At 73.7% G+C, this 25,087-nt stretch carries 26 protein-coding genes and 1 tRNA gene; 16 read left to right on the forward strand and 11 right to left on the reverse strand.

All coding sequences use genetic code 11. The annotated features are described in order from the left end of the window. The first annotated feature begins 32 nt into the window (after nucleotides 1–32). The 3 genes from NR073_RS05005 to NR073_RS05015 are packed head-to-tail and all read left to right on the forward strand — an operon-like array spanning nucleotide 33 to nucleotide 2,169. Nucleotides 33–482: a MaoC family dehydratase N-terminal domain-containing protein gene (locus NR073_RS05005; RefSeq protein WP_002854745.1), complete on the forward strand. Its 450-nt coding sequence runs from the start codon at nucleotides 33–35 to the stop codon at nucleotides 480–482. Continuing rightward, the gene (locus tag NR073_RS05010; RefSeq protein WP_044659547.1) at nucleotides 482–973 is read left to right on the forward strand and encodes a MaoC/PaaZ C-terminal domain-containing protein; all 492 of its coding nucleotides are present in this window, start codon (nucleotides 482–484) and stop codon (nucleotides 971–973) included. Before NR073_RS05005 ends, NR073_RS05010 begins: the two co-directional genes overlap by 1 nt. Then, complete coding sequence (locus NR073_RS05015) at nucleotides 970–2,169, forward strand: UDP-N-acetylmuramate dehydrogenase (protein WP_044659548.1); 1,200 nt, start codon at nucleotides 970–972, stop codon at nucleotides 2,167–2,169. The genes NR073_RS05010 and NR073_RS05015 overlap by 4 nt, the downstream gene beginning before the upstream one ends. Before the next feature lie 204 nt (nucleotides 2,170–2,373). On the opposite strand, the gene asd is transcribed toward NR073_RS05015, so the two are convergent. From asd to mshD, 7 genes are all read right to left on the reverse strand, one after another. Beyond that, nucleotides 2,374–3,546, reverse strand: coding sequence for an aspartate-semialdehyde dehydrogenase (gene asd, locus NR073_RS05020; RefSeq protein WP_044659549.1), 1,173 nt, complete (start codon nucleotides 3,544–3,546; stop codon nucleotides 2,374–2,376). 10 nt (nucleotides 3,547–3,556) lie between these two features. Continuing rightward, nucleotides 3,557–3,787 carry an NF038396 family protein gene (locus NR073_RS05025; protein WP_044659550.1) on the reverse strand — a complete coding sequence of 77 codons (231 nt, stop codon included), beginning with the start codon at nucleotides 3,785–3,787 and terminating at the stop codon, nucleotides 3,557–3,559. Between the two features lies 1 nt (nucleotide 3,788). Next, entirely contained in the window at nucleotides 3,789–4,349 is a 561-nt protein-coding gene (locus NR073_RS05030; protein ID WP_044659551.1) for a dihydrofolate reductase, read from the reverse strand. Nucleotides 4,350–4,371: 22 nt separating this feature from the next. Continuing rightward, nucleotides 4,372–5,202, reverse strand: a complete 831-nt coding sequence (locus NR073_RS05035; RefSeq protein ID WP_002854751.1) for a thymidylate synthase — start codon at nucleotides 5,200–5,202, stop codon at nucleotides 4,372–4,374. Nucleotides 5,203–5,284: 82 nt separating this feature from the next. After that, the gene (locus NR073_RS05040; protein WP_041103569.1) at nucleotides 5,285–5,641 is read right to left on the reverse strand and encodes a GNAT family N-acetyltransferase; all 357 of its coding nucleotides are present in this window, start codon (nucleotides 5,639–5,641) and stop codon (nucleotides 5,285–5,287) included. A gap of 75 nt (nucleotides 5,642–5,716) precedes the next feature. Further along, nucleotides 5,717–6,727 carry an NUDIX hydrolase gene (locus NR073_RS05045; RefSeq protein WP_041103568.1) on the reverse strand — a complete coding sequence of 337 codons (1,011 nt, stop codon included), beginning with the start codon at nucleotides 6,725–6,727 and terminating at the stop codon, nucleotides 5,717–5,719. 138 nt (nucleotides 6,728–6,865) lie between these two features. Then, nucleotides 6,866–7,819, reverse strand: coding sequence for a mycothiol synthase (mshD, locus tag NR073_RS05050; protein WP_041103567.1), 954 nt, complete (start codon nucleotides 7,817–7,819; stop codon nucleotides 6,866–6,868). Nucleotides 7,820–7,920: 101 nt separating this feature from the next. Here mshD and NR073_RS05055 point away from each other — a divergent pair, with 101 nt between their 5' ends. The 3 genes from NR073_RS05055 (at nucleotide 7,921) to NR073_RS05065 (ending at nucleotide 10,776) form a co-directional block, all read left to right on the forward strand. Then, nucleotides 7,921–8,727, forward strand: coding sequence for a hypothetical protein (locus NR073_RS05055; protein WP_230594474.1), 807 nt, complete (start codon nucleotides 7,921–7,923; stop codon nucleotides 8,725–8,727). Between the two features lie 187 nt (nucleotides 8,728–8,914). Beyond that, nucleotides 8,915–9,583, forward strand: a complete 669-nt coding sequence (locus NR073_RS05060; RefSeq protein WP_036337900.1) for an FABP family protein — start codon at nucleotides 8,915–8,917, stop codon at nucleotides 9,581–9,583. Further along, nucleotides 9,580–10,776 carry a folate-binding protein YgfZ gene (locus NR073_RS05065; protein ID WP_041103565.1) on the forward strand — a complete coding sequence of 399 codons (1,197 nt, stop codon included), beginning with the start codon at nucleotides 9,580–9,582 and terminating at the stop codon, nucleotides 10,774–10,776. The genes NR073_RS05060 and NR073_RS05065 overlap by 4 nt, the downstream gene beginning before the upstream one ends. A 13-nt stretch (nucleotides 10,777–10,789) precedes the next feature. Here NR073_RS05065 and NR073_RS05070 read toward each other — a convergent pair whose 3' ends face one another. The 3 genes from NR073_RS05070 to NR073_RS05080 form a co-directional block, all read right to left on the reverse strand. Next, on the reverse strand, nucleotides 10,790–11,542 hold the full coding sequence (locus NR073_RS05070) for a hypothetical protein (RefSeq protein ID WP_041103564.1): 753 nt from the start codon (nucleotides 11,540–11,542) through the stop codon (nucleotides 10,790–10,792). Beyond that, a complete protein-coding gene (locus NR073_RS05075; RefSeq protein WP_036317733.1) occupies nucleotides 11,539–12,570 on the reverse strand; it encodes a 6-phosphofructokinase in 1,032 nt (343 codons plus the stop codon). Before NR073_RS05075 ends, NR073_RS05070 begins: the two co-directional genes overlap by 4 nt. Nucleotides 12,571–12,659: 89 nt before the next feature. Further along, nucleotides 12,660–13,724, reverse strand: coding sequence for a PspC domain-containing protein (locus NR073_RS05080; RefSeq protein WP_041103563.1), 1,065 nt, complete (start codon nucleotides 13,722–13,724; stop codon nucleotides 12,660–12,662). A 96-nt stretch (nucleotides 13,725–13,820) separates the two neighbouring features. Between NR073_RS05080 and NR073_RS05085 the strand changes: the two genes are divergently transcribed. Both NR073_RS05085 and NR073_RS05090 read left to right on the forward strand, forming a co-directional pair. Then, nucleotides 13,821–15,080 (forward strand): ATP-binding protein, encoded by a 1,260-nt coding sequence (locus NR073_RS05085; protein ID WP_036317738.1) that lies wholly within the window; start codon nucleotides 13,821–13,823, stop codon nucleotides 15,078–15,080. Continuing rightward, a complete protein-coding gene (locus NR073_RS05090) occupies nucleotides 15,077–15,775 on the forward strand; it encodes a response regulator transcription factor (RefSeq protein WP_041103562.1) in 699 nt (232 codons plus the stop codon). The genes NR073_RS05085 and NR073_RS05090 overlap by 4 nt, the downstream gene beginning before the upstream one ends. A gap of 47 nt (nucleotides 15,776–15,822) precedes the next feature. On the opposite strand, the gene NR073_RS05095 is transcribed toward NR073_RS05090, so the two are convergent. Continuing rightward, a complete protein-coding gene (locus tag NR073_RS05095; protein WP_041103561.1) occupies nucleotides 15,823–17,031 on the reverse strand; it encodes a pyridoxal phosphate-dependent aminotransferase in 1,209 nt (402 codons plus the stop codon). A gap of 173 nt (nucleotides 17,032–17,204) precedes the next feature. Here NR073_RS05095 and NR073_RS05100 point away from each other — a divergent pair. The 8 genes from NR073_RS05100 (at nucleotide 17,205) to rpoB (ending at nucleotide 25,064) form a co-directional block, all read left to right on the forward strand. Next, nucleotides 17,205–17,277, forward strand: a tRNA-Trp gene (locus tag NR073_RS05100). Between the two features lie 80 nt (nucleotides 17,278–17,357). After that, the gene (gene secE, locus NR073_RS05105) at nucleotides 17,358–17,609 is read left to right on the forward strand and encodes a preprotein translocase subunit SecE (protein ID WP_036317743.1); all 252 of its coding nucleotides are present in this window, start codon (nucleotides 17,358–17,360) and stop codon (nucleotides 17,607–17,609) included. Nucleotides 17,610–17,713: 104 nt separating this feature from the next. Next, complete coding sequence (gene nusG, locus NR073_RS05110; protein WP_036317744.1) at nucleotides 17,714–18,598, forward strand: transcription termination/antitermination protein NusG; 885 nt, start codon at nucleotides 17,714–17,716, stop codon at nucleotides 18,596–18,598. A gap of 132 nt (nucleotides 18,599–18,730) precedes the next feature. Beyond that, nucleotides 18,731–19,162 (forward strand): 50S ribosomal protein L11, encoded by a 432-nt coding sequence (gene rplK / locus NR073_RS05115; protein ID WP_010080374.1) that lies wholly within the window; start codon nucleotides 18,731–18,733, stop codon nucleotides 19,160–19,162. Between the two features lie 77 nt (nucleotides 19,163–19,239). Further along, complete coding sequence (gene rplA, locus NR073_RS05120) at nucleotides 19,240–19,947, forward strand: 50S ribosomal protein L1 (protein WP_036317746.1); 708 nt, start codon at nucleotides 19,240–19,242, stop codon at nucleotides 19,945–19,947. A 344-nt stretch (nucleotides 19,948–20,291) separates the two neighbouring features. Next, nucleotides 20,292–20,813 (forward strand): 50S ribosomal protein L10, encoded by a 522-nt coding sequence (gene rplJ, locus NR073_RS05125; protein WP_002854782.1) that lies wholly within the window; start codon nucleotides 20,292–20,294, stop codon nucleotides 20,811–20,813. Between the two features lie 69 nt (nucleotides 20,814–20,882). Then, nucleotides 20,883–21,272, forward strand: a complete 390-nt coding sequence (rplL, locus tag NR073_RS05130) for a 50S ribosomal protein L7/L12 (protein ID WP_256748655.1) — start codon at nucleotides 20,883–20,885, stop codon at nucleotides 21,270–21,272. A 285-nt stretch (nucleotides 21,273–21,557) separates the two neighbouring features. Next, nucleotides 21,558–25,064, forward strand: coding sequence for a DNA-directed RNA polymerase subunit beta (gene rpoB, locus NR073_RS05135; RefSeq protein WP_036337930.1), 3,507 nt, complete (start codon nucleotides 21,558–21,560; stop codon nucleotides 25,062–25,064). The last annotated feature ends 23 nt before the right edge of the window (nucleotides 25,065–25,087 follow it).

Raw genomic sequence — 25,087 nt, forward strand, 5'->3', positions numbered from 1 at the left:
GCAGTCGAGAACCGTCCCGCAGGAGGCCCGAGTTGAGCGTGAACCCCGACGTCGCCGGGCGGAGCTATCCGCCCGCGCCCCCCTTCCAGGTCGGTCGTGAGGCGGTCCGCGGCTTCGCCGAGGCCGTGCAGGCCCAGCATCCCGCGCACCACGACGTCGCGGCCGCCCGGGCCCTGGGACACGCCGACCTGGTCGCCCCCCCGACCTTCGCCGTCGTCATCGCCCAGCGCGCCGAGGCCGCCGTCGTCGCCGATCCCGAGCTGGGCATCGACTTCTCGCGCGTGGTCCACGCGGACGAGCGCTTCGTCCACCACCGCCCGCTGGTGGCCGGGGACGAGGTCGTGGCGACCGTGCGGGTCGAGGCCGTGAAGTCCCTCGGCGGCAACCGCATGGTCACCACCGTCACAGAGATCGCGGATCTGGACGGCGCACCCGTCTCCACCGTCACGTCCACCCTGCTGGTCCGGGGAGAGGAGTCCTGATGAGCACCGCCCCCCGCCTGTCCGACCTCGCCCGGGGCGAGGTGGTCGGCACGCGCACCGTCACGTTCACCCGCGCTGACCTCGTCGCCTACGCGGGTGCCTCCGGCGACCGCAACCCGATCCACTGGTCCCCGACGTTCGCCGAGCACGTCGGCCTGCCCGGCGTCATCGCCCACGGGATGCTCACCATGGGCGCGGCCGTGCAGCTCGTCTCGGACTGGGCGGGCGACCCGGGCGCCGTCGTCGACTACCAGACCCGCTTCACCGGCATGGTGCCCGTCGCGGACACCACGGTCCGCACGGACGACGACGGCGCGCCCGTCCCCGGTGCCACGCTCGAGGTCGTCGGCACGGTCGGCGCCGTGGACGAGGCTGCCGGGACGGTGCGGATCGACCTGAACGTCACCAACCCGGACGCGGCGAAGCCGCGCGTGCTGACCAAGGCGCAGGCCGTGGTGCGCCTGGCCGACCCCGCGGGGGAGAGCGCGTGAGCGAGCGGCTGGCGGACCACACCACCACCCGCGTCGGCGGGCCCGCGCGCGCGTGGGTCACCGCGCGCACCGAGGCTGAGGCGATCGAGGCCGTGCGCGCCGCCGACGCGGCGGGCGAGCCCCTGTTCGTCCTCGGCGGCGGTTCCAACACCCTCATGGCGGACTCCGGCTTCCCCGGCACCGTCGTGCGGCTGGCCTTCGAGGGCATCGGGGTGCTGGACGGGCCGGTGCCCGGCGAGGGTGAGGCGCCGCCCGTCGGCGACGGGGCCCGGCTCGCGGACCACGAGGGGGAGGCCGTCGTCGTGCGGGTCGCGGCGGGCCATCCGTGGGACGACGCCGTCGCATGGACCGTGGCGCACGGGCTCGGCGGGATCGAGGCGCTCTCGGGCATCCCGGGCTCGGCCGGCGCGACGCCCGTGCAGAACGTCGGCGCGTACGGCGCGGACGTCTCGCAGGTGCTCGTCGCCCTGCGCGCGTGGGACCGGGAGGCGGGCGACGTCGTCGAGCTGACGCCCGCGGACCTGCGCTTCGGCTACCGCGACTCCGTGATCAAGCGCTCCATGCTGGAGACCGGCGCGCCGAGTCCCCGGTGGATCGTGCTCTCGATCGACCTGCGGCTGCGTCGCGCCTCCTCCGACGCCGAGCCGACGGCGCCGGTCCGCTACGGGCAGCTGGCGGCCGCGCTCGACGTCGAGGAGGGCGCCCATGCCCCGCTCGCGGTGGTCCGCCGCGAGGTGCTGGCCCTGCGCGCCGCCAAGGGGATGGTGTCCGATCCGGCGGACCCGGACACGTGGTCCACGGGCAGCTACTTCACAAACCCGATCGTGCCCGCGTCCGTGCGGGCCTCCCTGCCCGACGGCGCCCCGGCGTTCGCCGCCGGCCAGGCCGAGGACGGGACGCCGCTCGTGAAGCTCTCGGCGGCCTGGCTGATCGATCGCGCGGGCTTCGCGAAGGGCTTCGGGCTGCCCGAGGTCGCCCCCCGCGAGGGCGGGCCGGACGGCCGCGGAGCCGACGGCACCGGCCTGGCCGGGGGCCGCGCGTCGGTGTCCACGAAGCACACCCTCGCCATGACCAACCGCGGCGACGCGACCACCGAGGACGTCCTGACGGTCGCGCGCACCGTGCGCGACGGCGTGCGCGAACGCTTCGGCGTCGAGCTGCACCCCGAGCCGATGATCATCGGCACCAGCCTCTGACCCCTCACTTTCGTTCGGGAAACGGCGCCCTCAGGAGTGCTTTCGTTCGGGAAACGGCGCCCCTTGGCGGGGCGGGCGCCGTTTCCCGAACGACAACGACCGAACACCCGCCGTTTCCCGAACGAAAACGGGGGCCGGGGGCGGGGGGCCGGGTACGGGGGCCGGGGCTGGGCCGGGTGCGCGCCGCCGCGCCGGCGTCGCGGCTCAGAGGTTGCCGGTGGCGATCATCAGCATGCGGCGCACGGGCTCGGCCGCACCCCACAGCAGCTGGTCGCCGACGGTGAACGCCGACAGGTACTCGGGACCCATGTTGAGCTTGCGCAGCCGGCCGACGGGGATCTGCAGGGTGCCGGTCGCGGCGATCGGGGTCAGGTCGGTGACCGTGGCCTCCTTGGTGTTCGGCACCACCTGCACCCACTCGTTGTCCGCGGCGATGATCTGCTCGACCTCGTCCAGCGGCACGTCCCGGGTGAGCTTGAGGGTGAGGGCCTGCGAGTGGGAGCGCATGGCGCCGATCCGCACGCACAGCGAGTCGAACGGGATCCGGTCCGCCCCGGTCAGTCCGAGCACCTTGTTGGTCTCGTCGTAGGCCTTGCGCTCCTCGCGGGAGACGCCGTCGCCCAGGTCGGAGTCGATCCAGGGGATCAGCGAGCCGCCCAGCGGCACGCCGAACTGCGTCGAGTCCAGGCCGTCGCGCTGCAGCTCGATCACCTTGCGGTCGATCTCGAGGATCGCCGACGCCGGATCGGCCAGCTCGGCCCGCACCGCGCCGCCCAGCTCGGCGTACTGGATGAGCAGCTCGCGCATGTGCCGGGCACCGCCGCCGGAGGCCGCCTGGTAGGTCATGGCGGTGCCCCACTCGACCAGGCCCGCCTTGAACAGGCCACCGAGGCCCATGAGCATGCAGGAGACGGTGCAGTTGCCGCCGATGAAGTCCTTCGTCCCGTTCGCCAGGGCGGCGTCGATCACGCCGCGGTTCACGGGGTCCAGTGCGATCACGGAGGTGTCCGCCATGCGCAGGGTGGAGGCGGCGTCGATCCAGATGCCGTCCCAGCCGGCGGCGCGCAGCTTCGGGTACACGGCCTGCGTGTAGTCCCCGCCCTGCGCGGTGAGGATCACGGGCAGGGCCTTGAGCGCGTCCACGTCGTACGCGTCCTGGAGCACGCCCGGGTCACCGGCCATGCCCTCGAGCACGGGCGCGGGACCGCCGGCGTTGGACGTGGAGAAGAAGACGGGATGGATACGGGCGAAGTCGCCCTCCTCGGCCATGCGCTGCAGGAGGACGGACCCCACCATGCCGCGCCAGCCGACCAGGCCCACGGTGGGCACGGCGGCCGCGTCGGGGGCGTTCACAGATGCGGGGGCAGCGGAAGTCATGCCCTCCAGGCTAGCGGCCCTGCTGCGCGCGCTTCCGCTTGTTCCACGCGATGAAACCGCCCACGGCGAACACCTGGGTCAGCACGAGCAGGAACACCAGCCCGGCGATGGTCTTGCCCTGCAGCACGAGGATCAGCCCGAACACGGCGCACACGAACGCCAGCACGGGCAGGACGACGAGCGCGAGGAACGAGACCGCCTGCGGGGAGAGCAGACGCTGGTCGGAGTCGGTCGGGGCCATGTCAGTCGCGTTCCCATCGTTCGAAGCGGTGGCGCGGGCCGGAGGCGGAGTCCAGCCACGCGTCGGGGGCGGGCTCGACGGCGGTGCGCCGCCAGCGGGCGTCGAGCAGCGGGGCGTGCGTGTCGCCGTCGACGTCGGCGTCGATCACGGTCACCTCGGCGCGCGAGGCCACGTCGAGGGCCTGCTCGTAGAGCGTCGCCCCGCCGATCACCCACACGGTGTCACAGCCGTCGGCCTCGGCCGCGGCGGCCAGGGCCGCCCCGAAGTCCGGCACGACGACGGCGCCCGCGGCCCGCAGCTCCGCGCCGGCCTCCTCGGTGGCCGTCAGGGTGCGGGAGACCACGATGTTCGTGCGCCCGGGCAGCGGGCGGAAGCGCGCCGGGAACGACTCCCACGTGCGCCGGCCCATGATCACGGGGTGGCCGTGCGTGTGGGCCCGGAAGTGCGCGAGGTCCTCCGGGACGTGCCACGGCATGGTGCCGTCGCGACCGATGACGCGCTCGGGGGTCTGGGCCCAGATCATGGCGATCACGGGCTCGGTGGGACGGGTGGCCCGGCTCATGGGGTCGCTGCGCATCCTCGGCTCAGACGGCGATCGGCGCCGTGATGGTGGGGTGGTGACGGTAGTCGAGGACCTCGAAGTCCTCGTAGTCGTAGTCGAAGATCGACGCGGGGGTGCGCCGCAGCCGCAGCCGCGGGTACGGGTACGGCTCGCGGGAGAGCTGCTCGCGCACCTGCTCCTCGTGGTTCGCGTAGATGTGCACGTCCCCGCCGGTCCACACGAACTCGCCGGGAGTCAGCCCGGTCTGCTGCGCGACCATCACCGTGAGCAGCGCGTACGAGGCGATGTTGAACGGCACGCCGAGGAACAGGTCCGCCGAGCGCTGGTAGAGCTGGCATGAGAGCCGCCCGGGGGCGCCGTCCTGACCGGGGGAGACGTAGAACTGGAACAGCGCGTGGCACGGCGGCAACGCCATCTCGTCCACCTCGGCGGGGTTCCACGCGGTGACGATGTGCCGGCGCGAGTCGGGGTTCGTCCGGATCTGCTCCACGACCTTGGCGATCTGGTCGATGTGGCCCCCGTCCGGGGTGGGCCACGAGCGCCACTGCACGCCGTAGACGGGGCCGAGCTCGCCGTCCTCGTCCGCCCACTCGTTCCAGATCCGCACGCCGCGCTCCTGGAGCCACCGCACGTTCGAGTCCCCGCGCAGGAACCACAGCAGCTCGAGCGCGACCGACTTGAAGTGCACGCGCTTGGTCGTGATCAGCGGGAAGGACTCGGCCAGGTCGAAGCGCAGCTGGCGGCCGAACACGCTGCGCGTGCCCGTGCCGGTCCGGTCCGTCTTGACGGCCCCGTGGGCCATCACGTCGGCGAGGAGGTCCTCGTAGGGGGTGGGGATGCTCACCCGGCCCACTCTAGCGATCCGAGCGGACGCGCTGAGCGTCGTCGACGGCCCGGCGGAGGCGGGTACCGGCAGGGCAGGGCCCCGCCCCCGGTCAGCCGTGGAAGACCATGTCCTGGTACTCGGGGTAGCGGCGCAGGTAGTCCTCCACGTAGGAGCACTCGGGCACGATCCGGTCACCCTCCGCGCGCAGCCGGTCCAGGACCATGGTCACGAGGGCGCGGGCATAACCGCGGCGGCCGAACTGCTCGTCGATGATGGTGTGCTGCAGGCGCAGGACCACGGTGTCCTCGCCGTCCGCGCCGCGCACGGTCTCCTGGTCGTAGCCGAGGAACCCGATGAAGGTCCCGTCCTGGCGCAGCTCGAAGCGCTGACGGTCCGGGTCCCGGGTCACCGTGAGGCGCTCGTGGACGATCTTCTCGGGCTGGCTCTGGGCGGCGGTGTTCTCCATGACCCGAGCCTAGGGCCGGGGGCGGGCCCGCTCAACGGTGGCCCGGTCGTGCGGGCCGAGGCCGGCGCGGGCGGCTCAGTCGTCCCAGGGGTCGTAGACCTCGACGGCCACCACGTCGCCGTCGAGGTCGAGCGCGCGGTGCGCCACCAGCACAGCGCCGGGCCGCAGCCACGGATCCTCGGTCGGCAGGGCCCGCAGCACGCGGTCCGCCTGGCCGGCGGCCGCGTCCTCGACCACCTCGAACAGGGTCGGCAGCACCGGCCGGTGCGTGCACACGACCAGCGGCCGGGAGCGGCCCATGAGCTCGGCCATCACCTTGCGGGTCTTCTTGGGCTTCTCCCGGGCCGTGGTCTCCGTGAACGCGCCCTTGGTCTTCAGCGGCAGCCGGCTGGACTTCACGAGCGGGGCCAGCGTCTCCACGCAGCGGCGCCACGGGGAGGAGACCAGCCGCTCCGGCCGCCAGGCCGACACGAGGCCCTCGACGGCGAGCGCCTGCCGCCGGCCCGTCGCCGCCAGCGGGCGCTCCTGCTCGGCGCGGGACCACGAGGAGCGGGGCTTGGCCTTGGCGTGGCGCAGCACCAGCAGCGGCACGGTCCGCAGGCGCCCCCGGGAGGCGGCACGCAGCAGCAGGTCGAGCGGTTCGTGATCCGAGTCGTTCGTCAGCAGCCGCCGGGCCTCGTCCGGCCCGACCCAGCGGACCTCGTCCACCTCGTCGCCGTCGGGGAGGGCGCGCTGGCCGTCGACCTCGGCGGCCCAGTACCAGACCTCCTTGCTCTGACGTGCGCCCCGCTTGCCGGGCACCTCGTACGCCGTCACGCACAGCGGGATGCCCGGCCGCAGCTCGAGGCCGACCTCCTCGCGCAGCTCGCGCACCGCGCACTCCGGCAGGGTCTCACCCGGATCGAGCTTGCCCTTGGGCCACGACCAGTCGTCGTAGCGGGGCCGGTGGATCACCATCACCTCGAGGCCGCCGGGCACGCGGCGCCACGGCAGCATGCCGGCGGCCAGCACCTCGGCGCGGGGGCCTTCCGAGACACGGTCCTCCGTGGACCAGCGGGCGACGCGGTCGGCGTGGGACGAGGGCATGGGGCGGGTTCCTCTCGGGGTGCGGCGGCCGCGACGACTGCTGGGGCAGGGCACGGGGCGTGGCCGACCCCGCGGGGGCCGGCCACACCAGGATACGAGGCCGCCGGGATGTGCCCGGCCGGCCCCCGCCCGAGGGTCTCAGGGGCGGCGGTACTGGGCGTCGGCGGCGAACAGCTCGAAGCCGAGGGACGCGTAGAGCGCGACGGCGGCCGTGTTGTCCGCGTCCACGTACAGGTCCACGACGTCGACTCCCTGTTCCGCCATCCGGTGCAGCCCCGCCAGCGTCAGGGCCCGACCGAGGCCGAGGCCCTGGGCGTCGGGGGAGACGCCCACGGCGTACACCTCCCCGACGCGCGGGCCGTCGGCTCCGGCATCCGGCTCCACCTTCGTCCAGTGGAAGCCGAGCAGCCGCCCGTCCGCCTCGCGGGCGGCGAGCAGGAGGCCGTCGGCGTCGAACCAGTCCTCCGCCATGCGGTCGTCGAGGTCGGCGCGGGTCAGGCTGCCCTGTTCGGGGTGGTCCGCGAAGGCGGCGGCGTTCACGTCCAGCCAGGCCTGCTCGTCCTGGCCGGGGACGAAGCCGCGCAGGGCCACCCCGTCGGCGAGCCGCACCTCCGGCAGGGCGGCGAGCGCCGCGTGCGACAGGCGCATCCGGCGCAGCTCGCGGACGGGCTCGAGGCCGTGCCGCCGGGCGAGCCGGACCGCCCCCGGGAGCATGCCGTGGGCCCAGACGCTCGTGGTCGCCTCCCGCGCCAGGTCCCGGACCGCGGCGGCCGCGGCGTCGGCCAGGACGGTCCCCCGTCCGGTGCGGCGTGCGGTCGGATCGACGACGAGCTCGAGCACGGCCGCCGCGCCCTCCGGCACGAGCACGGCCGCCCCGTCGATCGCCCCGTCCGTGCCCCGGGTGGCCCCCCACCAGAGCTGCCCGCCGCGGGCGAGCAGCACGCGCGTCTGGTCCGAGAGCGGGGGATGGCCGTCCGCCGCCCCGGCACGGTCGGCCAGGTCCAGGACGGCGCTCGCCTCCTCCGGGCGCGGGGTGACGACGCGCGGCATGCCGTCGGCGTCGGAGGTCGTGGGGGTGGGGTGTTCGGCCATGCCGGCCACCCTACGGAAGGAGGACGGTGGCCCGCGAGGTGCGCCCCGCCGTCGCCCGCCCAGGGCCCAGCCGGTGCGCACCTGGCAGGATGGGGCAGGTGATGCGCTTGTCCATGGCCCTGAGTGCGGCCGTCGCCGCCCTCGTCCTGGGCGGTGCCGCGTTGCTGGGCCCGGTCCCCGCCGCCCTCGCCGCCGCCGTCGTGATCCTGGTCATCGCCTGGGGCTGGCCGCGGCAGATGGGGGCGCCCGCGCGCCTCTCGCTCAGCGTCACCCTGGCCGTCGCCGGGGGCATCGCGGTGCTGCTCATGCTGCTGTGGCCGCCGCTCGAGGACGGCCACAGCGGGGCCTGGACGCTCTTCGAGCCGCTCGCCGTCGTCGTCGCCTGGAGCACCATGGCCTCGTTCGTCGTCCAGCTGGTGCGCGGGACCGGCCGGCCGCTGCGCCTCGAGTCCACCGTCGCCACGATGGGCGGGGCGTTCATGGCCGTCGTGACGGCGTGCTGGGTGGCCGTCTCACGCTGGAGCGACACCCCTGCGGTCGCCGGGCTGGTCATCACGCTGGCGGTCACGGTGGCCGCGGTCTCCCTCGTCGGCCTCACCCCGTGGATGCAGGGCCGGCCGGGAGTCCTGGCGCTCGTCGTCATCCCCCTCGGCACGGTGCTCGCCTGGCCCGTCTCGGCGCTGGCCGGCGTGGGCGCCCGGGACCGGCCGGCCGTCACGGCCGCGGCGCTCGCGGTGGCCGTGCTGGTGTCCCTGACCGCCGCCACGGCGCCGTCGTCGCGGCCGCGACCCGAGGACCGGCCGGTGGGCACCACCCTGCGCCCGCGCCGGGCGGGTTACGCCCTCGCGTTGGCGCCCGTGGGCGCGGCCGGCGTGGTGGCGCACGTCATGGTGGGCTTCCTGGCCTGACAGGTCGGGCCCGCTCGGTAGGATGTCCCGCATGGATACCCTTCTTGCGCTCGAGATCTTCTTCCTGGCCCTCGTGGTCCTGGCCGGCCTGGGCATGGCCGCCGTCGCCGCGGTCGTCATCAGCGGCCTCTTCAAGGGCCAGCGCTGAGGACGCGCGGCCCGCTGTCGGGCCGCGCCGTGATCTGCCATGGCGACTGAACTCCCGTACGACCTCACCCCCGAGCTCGCGCCCCTGTCCTGGCTCATCGGCAGCTGGGAGGGCCAGGGCCGCCTCGGCGACGGCTCCGCCGGGACCGAGATCTTCTATCAGCGGGTGGACTTCACCGAGCACGGTCTGCCGTTCGTGGAGTACCGCGCCGAGTCGTGGCTGTGCGAGGCGGACGGCACGCTGCTGCGTCCGCTGACCGTGGAGTCCGGCTTCTGGCAGGTGGACCGGGCGCGGCGCGACGGCGACGTCGGCCCCGGCATGCGCCCGGCGGACATCGTCCCCGCGTTCCGCTCCGCCGAGGACGTCGAGCGGCTGCGCGCCGGTGACGAGGGCTTCGGCCTGACCGCCACCATCACGCATCCGGGCTCGCTGTCCGAGCTGTACTACGGCCGCATCAAGGGCCCGCAGCTGCAGCTGGCCACGGACGCGGTCCTGCGTGGCTCCGCCGCCGGCCCGTACCACCGGGCCACCCGCATGGCCGGTCTCGTGAACGGGCAGCTGTTCTGGCGCTGGGACGTCGCGGACGCCGCGGGCGCCGAGCTCGAGGCGCACGCCTCCGCCATCCTGGACCGCATGCCGAGCGCGGCCGAGGGTCGGCTCGCTCCGGGGGCCGAGCGTCCTCGCGGGGCTCGCGGGGAGCAGTCGTGACGACCTCCCGCAGCCCGCTGCTGGACCTGGCCGTGGCCGAGCCGCAGGGGCCGGCCGGCGGCGCCGTCGAGGGCCGCGGCCCGGACGCCGGCGTCGCCGCGCACTACGGTCGCCCCCTGCCAGAGCAGCGCGCCCTCGCCCGGGGCCGCGCCCTGGTCGACCTCTCCCACCGGGCCGTGCTCTCCGTGTCCGGCCCGGACCGGCTGAGCTGGCTGCACACGCTCGGCACGCAGCACGTCGAGACGCTGCCCCCCGGCACGAGCACCGAGATCCTCTTCCTCGACGTGCAGGGGCGGATCGAGCACGCCGCCCACCTGCTCGAGGACGGTACCGCGGCCTGGCTCGTCACGGACCGCGAGGACGGCCCGGGCCTGGCCGCGTGGCTCACCTCGATGCGCTTCTCCCACGACGTCACGCTGCGGGACCACACCGGGGCGGTCGCCGTCGTGGGCGCCACCGCGCCCGTGCCCGGCTGGGAGGACCGCACCGTGTGGCTGGACCCGTGGCCGCGCGTCGGGGCGGGCGGCTGGGCCTACACGGCCGATCCGGATCCGGCGACCCACCCGGGTGCGGACTGGTCCTGGCGCGAGTACCTCATCACCCGGGCCGACCTCGAGGCCACCGTCCGCGCGCTCGGCACGGGCGTGCTCGCGGGCTGGTCCCTGGCGGGCACGACGGCGGCCGAGGCGCTGCGCATCGAGGCCGGCCGCCCCCGCCGGGCCCTCGACGTGGACGACCGCGCGATCCCGCACGAGCTGGACCTGCTGCGCACCGCCGTGCACCTCGAGAAGGGCTGCTACCGCGGTCAGGAGACCGTGGCGCGCGTGCACAACCTGGGCCGCCCGCCCCGCCGCCTCACCCGCCTGCTCCTGGACGGCTCCGTCCACGCGCTCCCCGAGCACGGTGCCCCCGTGATCCTCCGGCCGGCCGAGGACACGCCCGAGGCCCGCGCCGCCGCCCGTCCGGTGGGGACGGTCACCGCCGCGGCCCAGCACCATGAGGCGGGCGCCGTCGCCCTGGCGCTGCTCAAGCGCACGGTGCCCGTGGACGCCGAGCTGCTGGTCCGCGAGGACGCTCCCGGCGAGGACGGTGCCGCCGAGGGCGGCTGGATCGCCGCGAGCCAGGAGCCGCTCGTGTCCCCGGACGCCGGGCAGGTCGTCGGCCGACCGCGCGGCGTGGGCCGCCTGCGCTGACCGACTCGCCGGCTCAGTCCAGCGCGAGGACGGTCCGCGTGCCCGCCGCCTCCAGCCCGACGGCGATCGCCACGTGGTGCGCGGCTGTGTGGCCCGCCAGCACCTCGGCGAACGGCAGCAGCCCCTCCAGCGCCGCCCGGTCCATCGCCACGGCCACCGCGTAGCGGCCGAGCCCACGACCGCGCAGCCGCGGTGGGGTGAGGGTGCCCAGCGAGGCCAGCACGCCGCCCGTCACGCGATGCCCCGCCGCCGCCACCGCGGCTTCGATCGCCCGTCCCGCGCCGTCGTCGGGAACGAGCGCGACCGAGGACTCCCAGGAGGGGACACCCGCCTCGGCCATGTCGTCTGCGGGGGCCTGCGCGACCACGGCGTGGACGTGGGCGGGGTCGTCGGACACGGCGACGGTGCGCGAGGGGTCGACCGGCGGCGGTTCCTCGGTCGCGTAGAGCGTGAACTCGCCACGCGAGCGCACCGCCTCCCCGGCGGCGGCCCGCACCGCCGTCCGCAGCAGGGCCGACTCCACGCCCAGCGCCTCGGCGGGCACGCCGCGGCAGGCACGCGTGAACCACGCCGGCCCCGCCACGACGGTGGCCCAGGGCAGGGCCAGCACCTCCGCCTCGGCCCCATCCGGCCGGACCACCTCGATGCGGCGCGGCTCGGCGCCCGCCGCCGGGGCGTCGCCGGGCAGCAGCGCGGTGTCGGGCAGGCCGAGCCGACGCGCCAGCCCGAGGGCCAGCACGCCGACGGCGGGGTGGTCGGGTCTCACCGGCCGAACAGGATCTTCGCCTCGTCGTAGCGCGAGACCGGCACCTTCTTGAGGCCCTTGAGGGCGGCGCTCATGGGGATGGAGATGATCTCCGTGCCGTTGGCCGCCACCATCTGTCCCCAGCGGCGCTGCGCGACGAGGTCGACGGCGCCCATGCCGAAGCGCGTGGAGAGCACGCGGTCCGTGGCGGTGGGGGCGCCGCCGCGCTGGATGTGGCCCAGGATGGTGCTGCGCGTCTCGATGCCCGTCATCTCCTCGATCTCGCGGGTCACCCACTCGCCGATGCCGCCCAGACGCGGCCGGCCGGACGCCTCGACGCCGGCCTCGGCCAGCGGGTCGTCGTGGCCCTCGGGGACGAAGCCCTCCGCCACCACGACCAGCGGGGAGCGACCGCGGTCGTGGACCTGCTGCACCCACTCGGCGACCTGGGACATCGGGGTGCGGACCTCGGGGATGAGGATCGCGTGGGCGCCGGCGGCCATGCCCGAGTGCAGGGCGATCCAGCCGACGTGGCGGCCCATGACCTCGGCGACCATGCAGCGGTGGTGGGACTCGCCCGTGGTGCGCAGCCGGTCCATGGCGTCCGTGGCGATCTGCACGGCCGTGTCGAAGCCGAACGTGTAGTCGGTGCCCTGCAGGTCGTTGTCGATCGTCTTGGGCACGCCCACGATCGGCAGCCCGTCCGCGGCCAGGCGGTTCGCGCCGGCCAGGGTGCCCTCGCCGCCGATGGCGATGACGGCGTCGATGTCCAGCTCGCGCAGGTTGCGGAGCATGTTCTCCGGGCCGCCGCCCTCCGCGTTGTAGGGGTGCGTGCGGGAGGTGCCGAGGATGGTGCCGCCGGTGCGGGCCAGGCCGCGCACGCGGGAGCGGGGCAGGTCCTCGACGTCCTTCTCGATCAGGCCGGACCACCCGTTGCGGATGCCCACCATCTCCATGTCGTACGACTTGATGCCGTGCAGGACGGCGGAGCGGATGACGGCGTTGAGGCCGGGGCAGTCGCCTCCGGAGGTGAGCATTCCGACGCGCATGGGGGTCCTCTCGGGCGTTCTCGTGGGGGTCGGCACCACCCTAGGCGTGCCCGCCGCGTCGCGTCAGGGGACGGGCGACGGGCGGCGGGTCAGCCGAGGGCCACGAGGACGGCGACCTGGAGGGCCGTCGCACCCACGAGGATGCCGCTCGCCGGGCCGAGGGTGCCGGGACGACGGCCGCTGAGCAGAGCGCCCAGCAGGACGGGGGCGATCACCGCGAGCGCGGCGACGAGCATGGGCACCGCCAGCAGCGTGGGGGTCGGACCGACGCCGAGCAGCAGGCTGATCCCGAGGGCGGCGAGCGCGGCGAGGACGGCCCCGGCGTAGGTGGCGGCCTGCGCGATCGGCCCGAGGCGCGGCTTCGCGGCCGTGGCTGCGGACCCCGAGCCGGTCGGGGCGGTGGCCGCCCGGGGGGCCTCCTCGGCCAGGCGCGTCGCGGCTCGCCGCTCGCGGGAGTGGACGTGGTCGCGCCAGGTGCCGGTCGCGGGGTCGATCCACTCGGGGCGGAAGCCGTGCGGGTCGGTGACCTCGGCCGCCCGCTCGCGCGGACCTCCGCCGACGTACCAGGCCGGGCGCGGCACGGCGTGGGCGGGCTGGTCGGCGTCGGGGACCCGGCCCGGGGCCACGCGGGCCTGCGCCCGGCCGTCCCAGCGGGTCACGAGCCACCAGACGAGCACGGCCAGCGCGCCCAGGCCCAGGAGGGAGCCGGGGCCGCCCACGGCCGGGGCGATGAGGGTGAACCCGGCGCCGAGCAGCAGGTTGAGGGCGCCGATCGCCCCGATCACGCCGATGGCCACGGTGGCGTCCTGCCACTCCCTGCGGCGCAGGCGGCCGAACTGCACGCGTCCGTCGGCGTCGGGGAGCACGGCCCAGGCGGCCGCGTAGGCCAGCAGGCCCAGGCCCGCGGAGACCATGCACACGGCGACGAACACGCCGCGGGCGAGCAGCGGGTCGATGCGGTAGCGCTCGGCCACCCCGCCGAGCACCCCGCCGACCCACGAGGCCGGCGAGCGGCGCACGCCCCAGCTCAGGACGGCGCGGCGCAGCCAGCCCGGCAGGGCGTCCAGTCCGTCGGGGCCGGTCTCGCCCGAGGCGGCTCCGTCGGGGGCGACGTGGGGGCCGGGGCCGGTGAACGGGTCGTGTGTGCTCGTCATGTCTCCATCCTCGTCCGCCTGCGGCCCCCGCCCATCCGGGAACTCCCGGAATCCTCCCCGGATGTGCCGCCCCGTCCGACACGGCAGGATGGGGGCATGCCCACCCCGTCCGCGCCCGCGCCGGCCCCGCGTCCGCCGTTGATGCGGCACGGGGCCGACCGTCCGGTGTCCGGCGTCGCCGCGGGGCTCGCCCGGCACCTCGGGATGCCCGCCGGCCGCGTCCGCGCGGCCCTGGCGCTGCTGAGCCTGCTGGGCGGCGCGGGCCTGGCCCTGTACGTGTGGCTCTGGCTGCTCATGCCGGAGGAGGGTCCGGACGGCGCCCCCGCCGCCGACGCCCCCACCCTGCGTGGTCGCGCCCCCGAGGTGCTCGAGCGGGTGCGCGAGGGCGGCTGGCCGGTGCTGCTGGCCGCCGTGGTGCTCGGCGTGGGCGTGCTGACCGTCGCGGACGGCCTCGGCCTCACCGTCGACTGGGCGCTCGTGGGCCCGGTGGCCGTCCTCGTGATCGGCCTCGGCCTGGCCTGGATGCAGCTCGACCTGGCGGGCGGGCCCCGGGCCGGGCGGAGCGGACGACTGGTCCGCCTCGTGCTCGGCACGGCCCTCGTGCTGCTGGCGGTGCTGGCCATCGTCCTGGGCGCCGTGAGCTCGGGCGAGCTGTGGCGGGCTCTGCTGGCCGCCGTCGCGATGCTCGCCGGCGCGGCGCTGGTGGCCATGCCCTACGCCCTGGCCTGGCTGCGCCGACGCGACGCGGAGCGGACCGCGTTCGCGGTGCAGGCCCAGCGCGCCGAGATCGCGGCGCACCTGCACGACTCGGTGCTGCAGTCCCTCGCCCTCATCCAGCGGCGCGCCCAGGACGCGGACGTGGTGGCCCGGGTGGCCCGCGCCCAGGAGCGTGAGCTGCGTCAGTTCCTCGCCCTGGACTCCCGCGGCGGCCCGCACTCCCTGGCGGAGGCGCTCGACCAGCACGCCGCCGCCGTCGAGGACGCCCACGGGGCCCGGGTGGAGGTCGTGGCCGTGGGGCGGGCCGCGGGGGCGTGGCTCGAGCCGCTCGCGGCCGCGGCGCGCGAGGCCATGCAGAACGCGGCCCGGCACGCCGGCGACGCGCAGGTCTTCGCGGAGGCCGGTGAGGACGACCGCGGCCGCACCGTCGCGGAGGTGTTCGTCCGGGACCGCGGCCCCGGCTTCGACCTGCCCACGGTCCCGGCCGACCGGCTCGGCGTGCGGGAGTCGATCCTCGGCCGCATGGAGCGTGCCGGCGGGACCGCCCGCATCCGGTCCGGCCCGGGCGGCACCGAGGTCCACCTGACGCTGGCCGAGCCCGAGGGTGCGCGAGCGCGCACCGGACAGGAGCACCCATGACCGACCCCGCCCCGCGCACGGCCGTCATCGTGGACGACCACGCGATCTTCCGCTCCGGCCTGCGCGCCGACCTGGACCCGGACCGACTGGCCATCGTCGGCGAGGCCGGGGACGTGGACGAGGCCGTCCGCACCGTGCTGGACCTGGCGCCGGATGTGGTGCTGCTGGACGTGCACCTGCCCGGCGGGGCCGGCGGCGGGGGAGCGGAGGTGGCCGAGCGCGTCCTCGCGCGCCGACCCGCGCAGCGGTTCCTGGCCCTGTCCGTCTCGGATGCGGCCGAGGACGTCGTCGCCGTGATCCGTGCGGGGGCCCGCGGCTACATCACCAAGACGGCCTCCGGCGCGGAGGTGGCGGACGCGGCGGTCCGCGTGGCCGACGGCGACGCGGTGTTCTCGCCCCGGCTGGCCGGGTTCGTCCTCGACGCCTTCCGCGGCACGGCGCCCGCGCCCCCGCTCGTCCCCGCCGCGGCGGCGAGCGGGGCTGCGGCCCCCGACGAGGACCTCGACCGGCTCTCGGCACGGGAGCGGGAGGTCATGCGGCTGATTGCCCGCGGCTACACCTACCGGGAGGCCGGGGCGGAGCTGTTCATCTCGGACCGCACGGTCGAGACCCACGTGTCCTCCGTGCTGCGCAAGCTCCAGCTCTCCAACCGCCACGAGCTGACCCGCTGGGCCGCGCGCCGCGGATACGCCTGAGCCCCGCGGCACGCGGCGTCGCGGGGCTCAGGGGCGGGGTGTGCGGCTCAGGCGCTGAGCAGGGCGCGGATGCGCTCGACGCCCTCGGCGAGGTCCGCATCGCCCAGCGCGTAGGACAGTCGCAGGTAGCCGGACGGGCCGAACGCCTCGCCGGGGACCACGGCGACCTCCGCCTCGTCGAGGATGAAGGCGGCCAGCTCGGCCGACGTCGTGGGGGTGACGCCGCCGCGGTAGGTCTTCCCGAGCGCCTCCCGCACGTCCACGTACGCGTAGAACGCACCCTGCGGGGTGGGACAGTGGAAGCCCGGCACGGCGTCCATGGCTTCGACCATGGCCCGGCGCCGGCGGTCGAACGCCGTCTTCATCTCCGCCACGGCGTCCAACGGGCCGGCGATGGCGGCCAGCGCGGCCCGCTGCGACACGTTGGCCACGTTCGAGGTGGCGTGGGACTGCAGGTTCGTGGCGGCCTTGACCACGTCCAGCGGGCCGGCCATCCACCCGACGCGCCAGCCCGTCATGGCGTAGGTCTTGGCGACGCCGTTGAGGATCACGGACTGCTCCGCCAGCTCGGGCACGGCGCGGACGATCGAGGTGAACGGCATGCCGTCGTAGGTCAGGTGCTCGTAGATCTCGTCGGTGACCACCCACAGCCCCCGCTCCCGTGCCCACCGGCCGATCGCCGCCGTCTCCTCGGGGGAGTACACGGCGCCGGTGGGGTTGGAGGGGGAGACGAACAGGAGCACCTTGGTGCGGTCCGTGACGGCCTCGTCGAGCTGGTCCACGGTGACCTTGTAGCCCTGCTCGGGGCCGGCGAACACCTCGACCGGCACGCCGCCGGCCAGGCGGATCGCCTCCGGGTAGGTGGTCCAGTAGGGGGCGGGGACGAGCACCTCGTCCTGCGGGTCCAGCAGGGCGGCGAAGGCGTTGTACACGGCCTGCTTCCCGCCGTTGGTCACGAGCACCTGGGCGGCCTCGAGGGACACGCCGGAGTCGCGCAGCGTCTTGGCCGCGATCGCCTCGCGCAGCTCGGGCAGGCCGGCGGCGGGGGAGTAGCGGTGGTTCTTCGGGTCCCGGGCCGCGGCGACGGCGGCCTCCACGATGTAGTCCGGGGTGGGGAAGTCGGGCTCGCCGGCGCCGAAGCCGATCACCGGGCGCCCGGCGGCCTTGAGCTCCTTGGCGCGGGCGTCGACGGCGAGGGTGGCGGAGGGCGCGATGGCGGACAGACGGGCGGAGACGCGGCGGGCGGGCGCGGCCATGAGGACCTTCTTCGAGCTCGACGGGGAGGGCGGGGCGGAGCGGGGCTCCGTCCTGCCAGGGTACTGACTGCCCGGGGCCCGTTCGACTCCCGCCGCCCGATGGCGTATCCTGGATCTCCGGTACCGCGTTCGCGGTCGATCCCGCGAGGGTTCGGTCGGCTCCGTCGGTTCGAAGGGTAGTGGCGCAATTGGTAGCGCAGCGGTCTCCAAAACCGCAGGTTGCAGGTTCGAGTCCTGTCTGCCCTGCTCGATGCCGGGCCTCGTGCTCGGCATCGGACGTGTAGAAAGCGATTCGGCGATCCGACGAGTGAGGCCACGTGACTGAGATGGCGGCGAACGGCGGGGGGCCCGCCCCCACGCCGAGCAGGCAGCGTCGCGGGCTGTTCGCGCGGATCGCGCTGTTCCTGCGCCAGGTGGTGGACGAGCTCCGCAAGGTCGTCACCCCCACGAGCGAGGAGCTGCTGCGCACGACCGGAGTGGTGCTCGCCTTCGTGGCGTTCATGATCCTGCTGGTCATGGGGCTGGACTGGGTGTTCGGCACCGTGGCGGGTCTCCTGTTCGGCGCCGGCGGCCTCTGAGCCCGGCGCGGACGGTCCCGACGTCGCAGGACGCGTCCCCCGCACGCCCGTGAGGGCCCTCCCCGACGGCAGGGCCCGCCGTCCGTCAGCAGAAAGCAGGAACCGTGTCCGAGCAGGAACTGGATCGTCAGCCCGCCGAGGAGTCCGTCCCGATGTCGGAGGACGCCGTGGCCGAGGAGACCGCCGAGACCGCGCAGGACGCCGGCACGCCCGTCGAGGACGCCCTGGACGAGGTCGCCGGCAGCGGTGACGAGACCGCCGAGGCCACCGTGCAGGAGGCCGACCTGGCCGTCGCCGAGGGCGAGGACGCACCGACCCCCGTCGAGGAGCAGTCCGACGACGAGCCCGCCGTGGACCCCGCCGAGGAGCTGCGCACCCGCCTGCGCCGCCAGCCCGGCGACTGGTACGTCGTCCACACCTACGCCGGCTACGAGAAGCGCGTGAAGACGAACCTCGAGGCCCGCATCCTGACCCAGGACATGGAGGACTCGATCTACGAGATCGAGGTCCCCATGGAGGAGGTCGTGGAGATCAAGAACACCACGCGCAAGATCGTCTCGCGCGTGCGCATCCCGGGCTACGTGCTCGTCCGCATGGACCTCGACGACGCCTCGTGGGGCGTCGTACGGCACACCCCGGGCGTCACGGGCTTCGTGGGCAACGACGCCCACCACCCGCAGCCGCTCAGCCTGGACGAGGTGTACGACATGCTCGCCCCGTCCGTGATCCAGGAGGCCGCCCGCGCCGCCGAGAAGGCCGGCCTGGCCGTCCCCGCCGCGGCCGAGTCCGGCGCGCCCGCCGCCCCCGCGATCCACGTGGACTTCGAGGTCGGCGAGTCGGTCACCGTCAACGACGGCCCGTTCGAGACCCTCCCGGCCACGATCTCCGAGATCAAGCCGGAGGCCCAGCAGCTCGTGGTGCTCGTCTCGATCTTCGAGCGCGAGACCCCCGTGACGCTGTCCTTCAACCAGGTGACCAAGGCCATCTGAGGACACCCGACGCTTCCGCACCGGGCCGGCCGCCTGCCGGCCCGGACGCGGCACCGGCCGCCGCGCCACGGCGGCCACCGCCCCCGGTGCGCTCCTGCGCCGAGGGTCCCCCAGTGAGAGAAGGATCCACTCATGGCTCCCAAGAAGAAGGTCACCGGTCTGATCAAGCTTCAGATCCAGGCCGGCGCCGCCAACCCGGCCCCGCCCATCGGCCCCGCCCTGGGCCAGCACGGCGTGAACATCATGGAGTTCTGCAAGGCGTACAACGCCGCCACCGAGTCGCAGCGCGGCAACGTGGTCCCGGTCGAGATCACCGTGTACGAGGACCGCTCGTTCACCTTCGTGACCAAGACCCCGCCGGCCGCCGAGCTCATCAAGAAGGCCGCCGGCGTCGCCAAGGGCTCCGCCACCCCGCACACGGCCAAGGTCGGCACGCTGACCCAGGCCCAGTGCGAGGAGATCGCCCAGACCAAGATGGAGGACCTGAACGCCAACGACGTCCAGGCCGCCGCCAAGATCATCGCGGGCACCGCCCGCTCGATGGGCATCACCGTCGAGGGCTGACGCCCACCCCCACCCCCTTCCAGTGGCAGGGCCGAGCGCGGCCCGCAGACCACGACTGCACAAGGAGAAGAACGCAGATGGCACAGCGCAGCAAGGCATACAAGGCGGCCAAGGCCGCGATCGGCGAGGATCTGTACTCGCCGGTGGAGGCGATCCGCCTCGCCAAGGAGACCAACCCCTCCAAGACCGACGCCACCGTGGAGGTGGCCCTCCGCCTCTCGGTCGACCCCCGCAAGGCCGACCAGATGGTCCGCGGCTCCGTGAGCCTGCCCCACGGCACCGGCAAGACCGCCCGCGTCGTCGTGTTCGCCACCGGTGACCGCGCCGAGGCCGCCCGCGCCGCCGGCGCGGACGTCGTGGGCGACGACGACCTGATCGCCCGGATCTCCGAGGGCTGGGTGGACTTCGACGCCGCCGTGGCCTCCCCGGAGCTCATGGGCAAGGTCGGCCGTCTGGGCAAGGTGCTCGGCCCCCGCAACCTGATGCCGAACCCCAAGACCGGCACCGTGACCCCGGACGTGGCCAAGGCCGTGGCCGACATCAAGGGCGGCAAGATCGACTTCCGCGTCGACAAGCACTCCAACCTGCACTTCATCATCGGCAAGACCTCCTTCGAGGCCAAGGCCCTGGTGGAGAACTACGCCGCAGCCCTCGAGGAGGTCCTGCGTCTGAAGCCGTCCTCCTCCAAGGGTCGCTACATCTCCAAGGCCACCGTGGCCACCACCTTCGGCCCGGGCGTGCCCATGGACCCGAACGTGACCTCGGTGGACTCCTCCGAGCTCTGAGCCACGCGGCCCCGGTGATCGGGGCCCACGACGTCGGCCGGTCGTCCCCGCAGCGGGGACGACCGGCCGGCGTCGTCCCGGGTCGATTTTGCGGGCCCGCCCCGGACGTGTACGCTGGTGCCTACCGAAGACCGCCGGTCGTGGTGCCCTGCCTCCGGGCAGAGCCCACCGAAGGATCTCCCTGACGGAGACGGCCCGCGCAGGTGAACGTGAGCCACGCTCGCATCCGCACGTCGACCCTCCGGGTCCGGCCGCGTCGATGCTCCTGCTGCGCCCCGTGCATCTGCACGGGGCGCTTTCTCGTCTCGGGGTGGCGGTTCCCACGCATCATCGAGAGGAGTGCCATGGCGACGTCCGCGAAGGAGTCGGCGGTGGCTGAGCTCACGGACCTGTTCCGTGAGTCCAGCGCCGCTGTTCTGACGGAATACCGTGGCCTGACGGTGACGGAGCTCAAGCAGCTGCGCGACTCCATCCGTCAGGACGCGACCTACGCCGTGGCGAAGAACACGCTGGCCGAGATCGCGGCCAAGGACGCCGGTCTGGAGGGCCTCGAGGCTCACCTGTCCGGTCCCACCGCGATCGCGTTCGTGACCGGGGACCCGGTCAACGTCGCGAAGGCCCTGCGTGACTTTGCCAAGGATCACGAGAAGCTCGTGCTCAAGGGCGGCTACATGGATGGCCAGCCCCTGGACGAGGCCGGCATCAAGAAGCTCGCGGACCTCGAGTCCCGCGAGGTGCTGCTGGCCAAGTTCGCCGGCGCGATGAAGGGCAGCATGTCCAAGGCTGCCGCCCTGTTCCAGGCGCCGCTGTCCAAGACCGTCCGCACGGTCGAGGCGCTGCGCGCCGCGCAGGGCGAGGCTGCCTGAGCAGTCCGCCCCGGGCTGCACGGCCCACCACTTCACACGTAGTCAAGACGTACCCGTAAAGGAGCCATCATGGCCAAGCTGACCACCGAAGAGCTGCTCGCCGCGTTCGAGGAGCTGACCCTCATCGAGCTGTCCGAGTTCATCAAGGCGTTCGAGGAGAAGTTCGACGTCACCGCCGCCGCCCCCGTGGCCGTGGCCGCCGCCGGCGGTGCCGCCGGCGGTGCCGAGGCCGCCGCCGCCGAGGAGAAGGACGAGTTCGACGTCGTCCTCGAGGCCGCCGGCGACAAGAAGATCGGCGTCATCAAGGAGGTGCGCGCCCTCACCTCCCTCGGCCTGAAGGAGGCCAAGGACCTGGTGGACGGCGCCCCCAAGCCCGTCCTCGAGGGCGTCAACAAGGAGGCCGCCGAGAAGGCCAAGGAGCAGCTCGAGGGCGCCGGCGCCACCGTCACCCTCAAGTGATGATCGCGGCCTGAGCCGCATCACGCTTCCTCACGAGTCCCCCGGACCCGCACTGCGGACCGGGGGCCTCGTGGCGTTCCAGGTCACGCATCCGCGACTGGACAGGGGCGACGGGCGGGGATAGGATGGATCTTTGCATCTCCCCTGTTCCGTGCTGCCCACAGGACCCCGCGTCCCGCCGTGGCTCGCACGGTTCCGCACGGCCTTCATATAGCGGTGGGCCGGCGCCGCCGTCTCGCGGCAGGGGAGCGAACGGAACCCAGAAGGCCTGTGGAAGGATCCTACGTGGTCGCCTCGAGCACCTCCAACGAAACCGCTACCGTCTCCCCGCGATCCGGCGCCTCCGCCGGACGCGTCTCCTTCGCCAAGATCTCCGAGCCGCTGGACGTGCCGGACCTGCTGGCGCTGCAGACCGAGTCGTTCGACCGCCTGATCGGCAATGAGCGGTGGGCCACGCGCGTCGACGCCGCCCTGGCCGCCGACGACCACTCCGTGCCCGTCACCTCGGGACTGACGGACATCTTCGAGGAGATCTCCCCGATCGAGGACTTCCAGGGCACCATGTCCCTGTCCTTCGCCGAGCCGGAGTTCGCCGACGCGAAGATGACGGAGGAGGAGTGCAAGGATCGCGACGCGACCTTCTCCGCCCCGCTGTACGTCAAGGCCGAGTTCATGAACAACACGACCGGCGAGATCAAGCAGCAGACCGTCTTCATGGGCGACTTCCCGCTGATGACCCGCAACGGCACGTTCATCATCAACGGCACCGAGCGCGTCGTCGTCTCCCAGCTGGTCCGCTCCCCGGGCGCCTACTTCGAGCGCACTCCGGACAAGACCTCCGACAAGGAGATCTTCTCGGCGAAGATCATCCCCTCGCGCGGCGCCTGGTTCGAGCTCGAGGTGGACAAGCGCGACCAGGTCGGCGTCCGCCTCGACCGCAAGCGCAAGCAGCCCGTGACGGTGCTGCTCAAGGCCATGGGCTGGACCGAGTCCCGCATCCTGGAGGAGTTCGGGCACTACGACTCCATTCGCGCCACCCTCGAGAAGGACGGCACCGCGGACCAGGACGAGGCCCTGCTCGACATCTACCGCAAGCTGCGCCCGGGCGAGCCGGCCGCCGTCGACGCCGCGCAGGCGCTGCTGAACAACCTGTACTTCACCCCGAAGCGCTACGACCTCGCCAAGGTGGGCCGCTACAAGCTCAACCGCAAGCTCGGCGTGGACGTGCACCTCGGCGACCCCAACGCGTCCGTGCTCACCGAGGACGACATCGTCCAGATGGTGCACTTCATCGCCGCGCTGCACGCCGGCGAGACCGCCATCAAGGGCACGCGCGACGGCGAGCCGGTGGACGTGCGCGTGGAGATCGACGACATCGACCACTTCGGCAACCGTCGCATCCGCGCGGTGGGCGAGCTGATCGAGAACCAGATCCGCACCGGCCTGTCCCGCATGGAGCGCGTCGTGCGTGAGCGCATGACCACCCAGGACGTCGAGGCGATCACCCCGCAGACCCTGATCAACATCCGCCCCGTGGTGGCGGCGATCAAGGAGTTCTTCGGCACCTCGCAGCTGTCCCAGTTCATGGACCAGAACAACCCGCTGGCCGGCCTGACGCACAAGCGCCGCCTGTCCGCGCTCGGCCCGGGTGGACTGTCCCGCGACCGTGCCGGCATGGAGGTCCGTGACGTCCACCCGTCGCACTACGGCCGCATGTGCCCCATCGAGACCCCGGAAGGCCCGAACATCGGCCTCATCGGTTCGCTGGCGACCTTCGGCCGGATCAACTCCTTCGGCTTCATCGAGACCCCGTACCGCCGCGTGGTCGACGGCCGGGTCACGGACACCGTGGACTACCTGACCGCCGACGACGAGCTGGCCTTCCAGATCGCCCAGGCGAACGCCCCGGTGGACGAGGACGGCCGGTTCGAGGAGGAGCTCGTGCTCTGCCGCCAGCGCGGCGGCGACGGCGAGCCCGTGCTCTCGACCGTGGACGAGATCGACTACATGGACGTGTCCCCGCGCCAGATGGTGTCGGCGGCCACCGCCCTCATCCCGTTCCTCGAGCACGACGACGCCAACCGCGCGCTCATGGGCGCGAACATGCAGCGTCAGGCCGTGCCGCTGCTCCGCTCCGAGGCCCCCTACGTGGGCACCGGCATGGAGAAGTACGTGGCCGTGGACGCGGGCGACTCCGTGACGGCCACCCAGGGCGGCGTCGTGACCGAGGTGGCCGCGGACCTGGTGACCGTCATGAACGACGACGGCACCACCACGCACTACCCGATCATGAAGTTCGCCCGCTCGAACCAGGGCAACGCCTACAACCAGCGGGTGCGCGTGTCCGAGGGCGAGCGGGTGGAGCCGCTGAGCATCATCGCCGACGGTCCCGCCACGGACAACGGCGAGCTCGCGCTCGGCAAGAACCTCCTCGTCGCGTTCATGCCCTGGGAGGGCCTGAACTACGAGGACGCGATCATCCTGTCCCAGCGCATGGTCTCGGAGGACGTCCTCACCTCGATCCACATCGAGGAGCACGAGGTCGACGCCCGCGACACCAAGCTGGGCGCCGAGGAGATCACGCGCGACATCCCCAACGTGTCCGAGGAGGTGCTCTCGCAGCTCGACGAGCGCGGCATCATCCACATCGGCGCCGAGGTGGAGGCCGGCGACATCCTGGTCGGCCGCGTGACCCCGAAGGGCGAGACCGAGCTGACCCCGGAGGAGCGCCTGCTGCGCGCGATCTTCGGCGAGAAGTCCCGCGAGGTCCGCGACACGTCCCTGAAGGTGCCGCACGGCGAGTCCGGCACCGTCATCGGCGTGCGCATCTTCGACCGCGACGAGGACGACGACCTGCCCCCGGGCGTGAACCAGCTGGTGCGCGTCTACGTGGCGCAGAAGCGCAAGATCACCGACGGCGACAAGATGGCCGGCCGCCACGGCAACAAGGGCGTCATCTCGAAGATCCTGCCGCTCGAGGACATGCCGTTCCTGGCGGACGGCACCCCGGTGGACATCGTGCTGAACCCGCTCGGCGTCCCCGGCCGCATGAACCTCGGCCAGGTCATGGAGCTGCACCTGGGCTGGGCCGCCTCGCGCGGCTGGGACATCCAGGGCGAGCCGGAGTGGATCAAGGACCTGCCGAACTTCCCGCGGCAGTCCGGTCCGGTCAACGTGGCCACCCCGGTGTTCGACGGCGCCGAGGCGTACGAGATCACGGGCCTGCTCGGCCACGTGAACGTGACCCGCGACGGCGACCGTCTCATGAGCGACAGCGGCAAGGCGCAGCTGTTCGACGGCCGCACCGGCGAGCCGTTCCCGGACCCGGTGTCCGTGGGCTACATGTACATGCTCAAGCTGCACCACCTGGTGGACGACAAGATCCACGCCCGTTCCACGGGCCCGTACTCGATGATCACGCAGCAGCCGCTGGGCGGTAAGGCCCAGTTCGGCGGCCAGCGCTTCGGCGAGATGGAGGTGTGGGCGCTCGAGGCGTACGGCGCGGCGTTCACCCTCCAGGAGCTGCTGACCATCAAGTCGGACGACATCCACGGCCGCGTGAAGGTCTACGAGGCCATCGTCAAGGGCGAGAACATCCCGGAGCCGGGTGTTCCCGAGTCCTTCAAGGTGCTCATCAAGGAGATGCAGTCCCTCTGCCTGAACGTGGAGGTCCTCTCCGCCGACGGCCAGGCCATCGAGATGCGTGACGCGGAGGACGAGGTCTACCGCGCCGCCGAGGAGCTGGGCATCGACCTCTCCCACGCCGAGCCGAGCTCGGTGGAGGAAGTCTGAGCCGGGCCCGATCCCGCATCCAC

This window comes from Micrococcus sp. Mcc28, from assembly GCF_024519775.1.
Lineage (GTDB): Bacteria > Actinomycetota > Actinomycetes > Actinomycetales > Micrococcaceae > Micrococcus > Micrococcus luteus.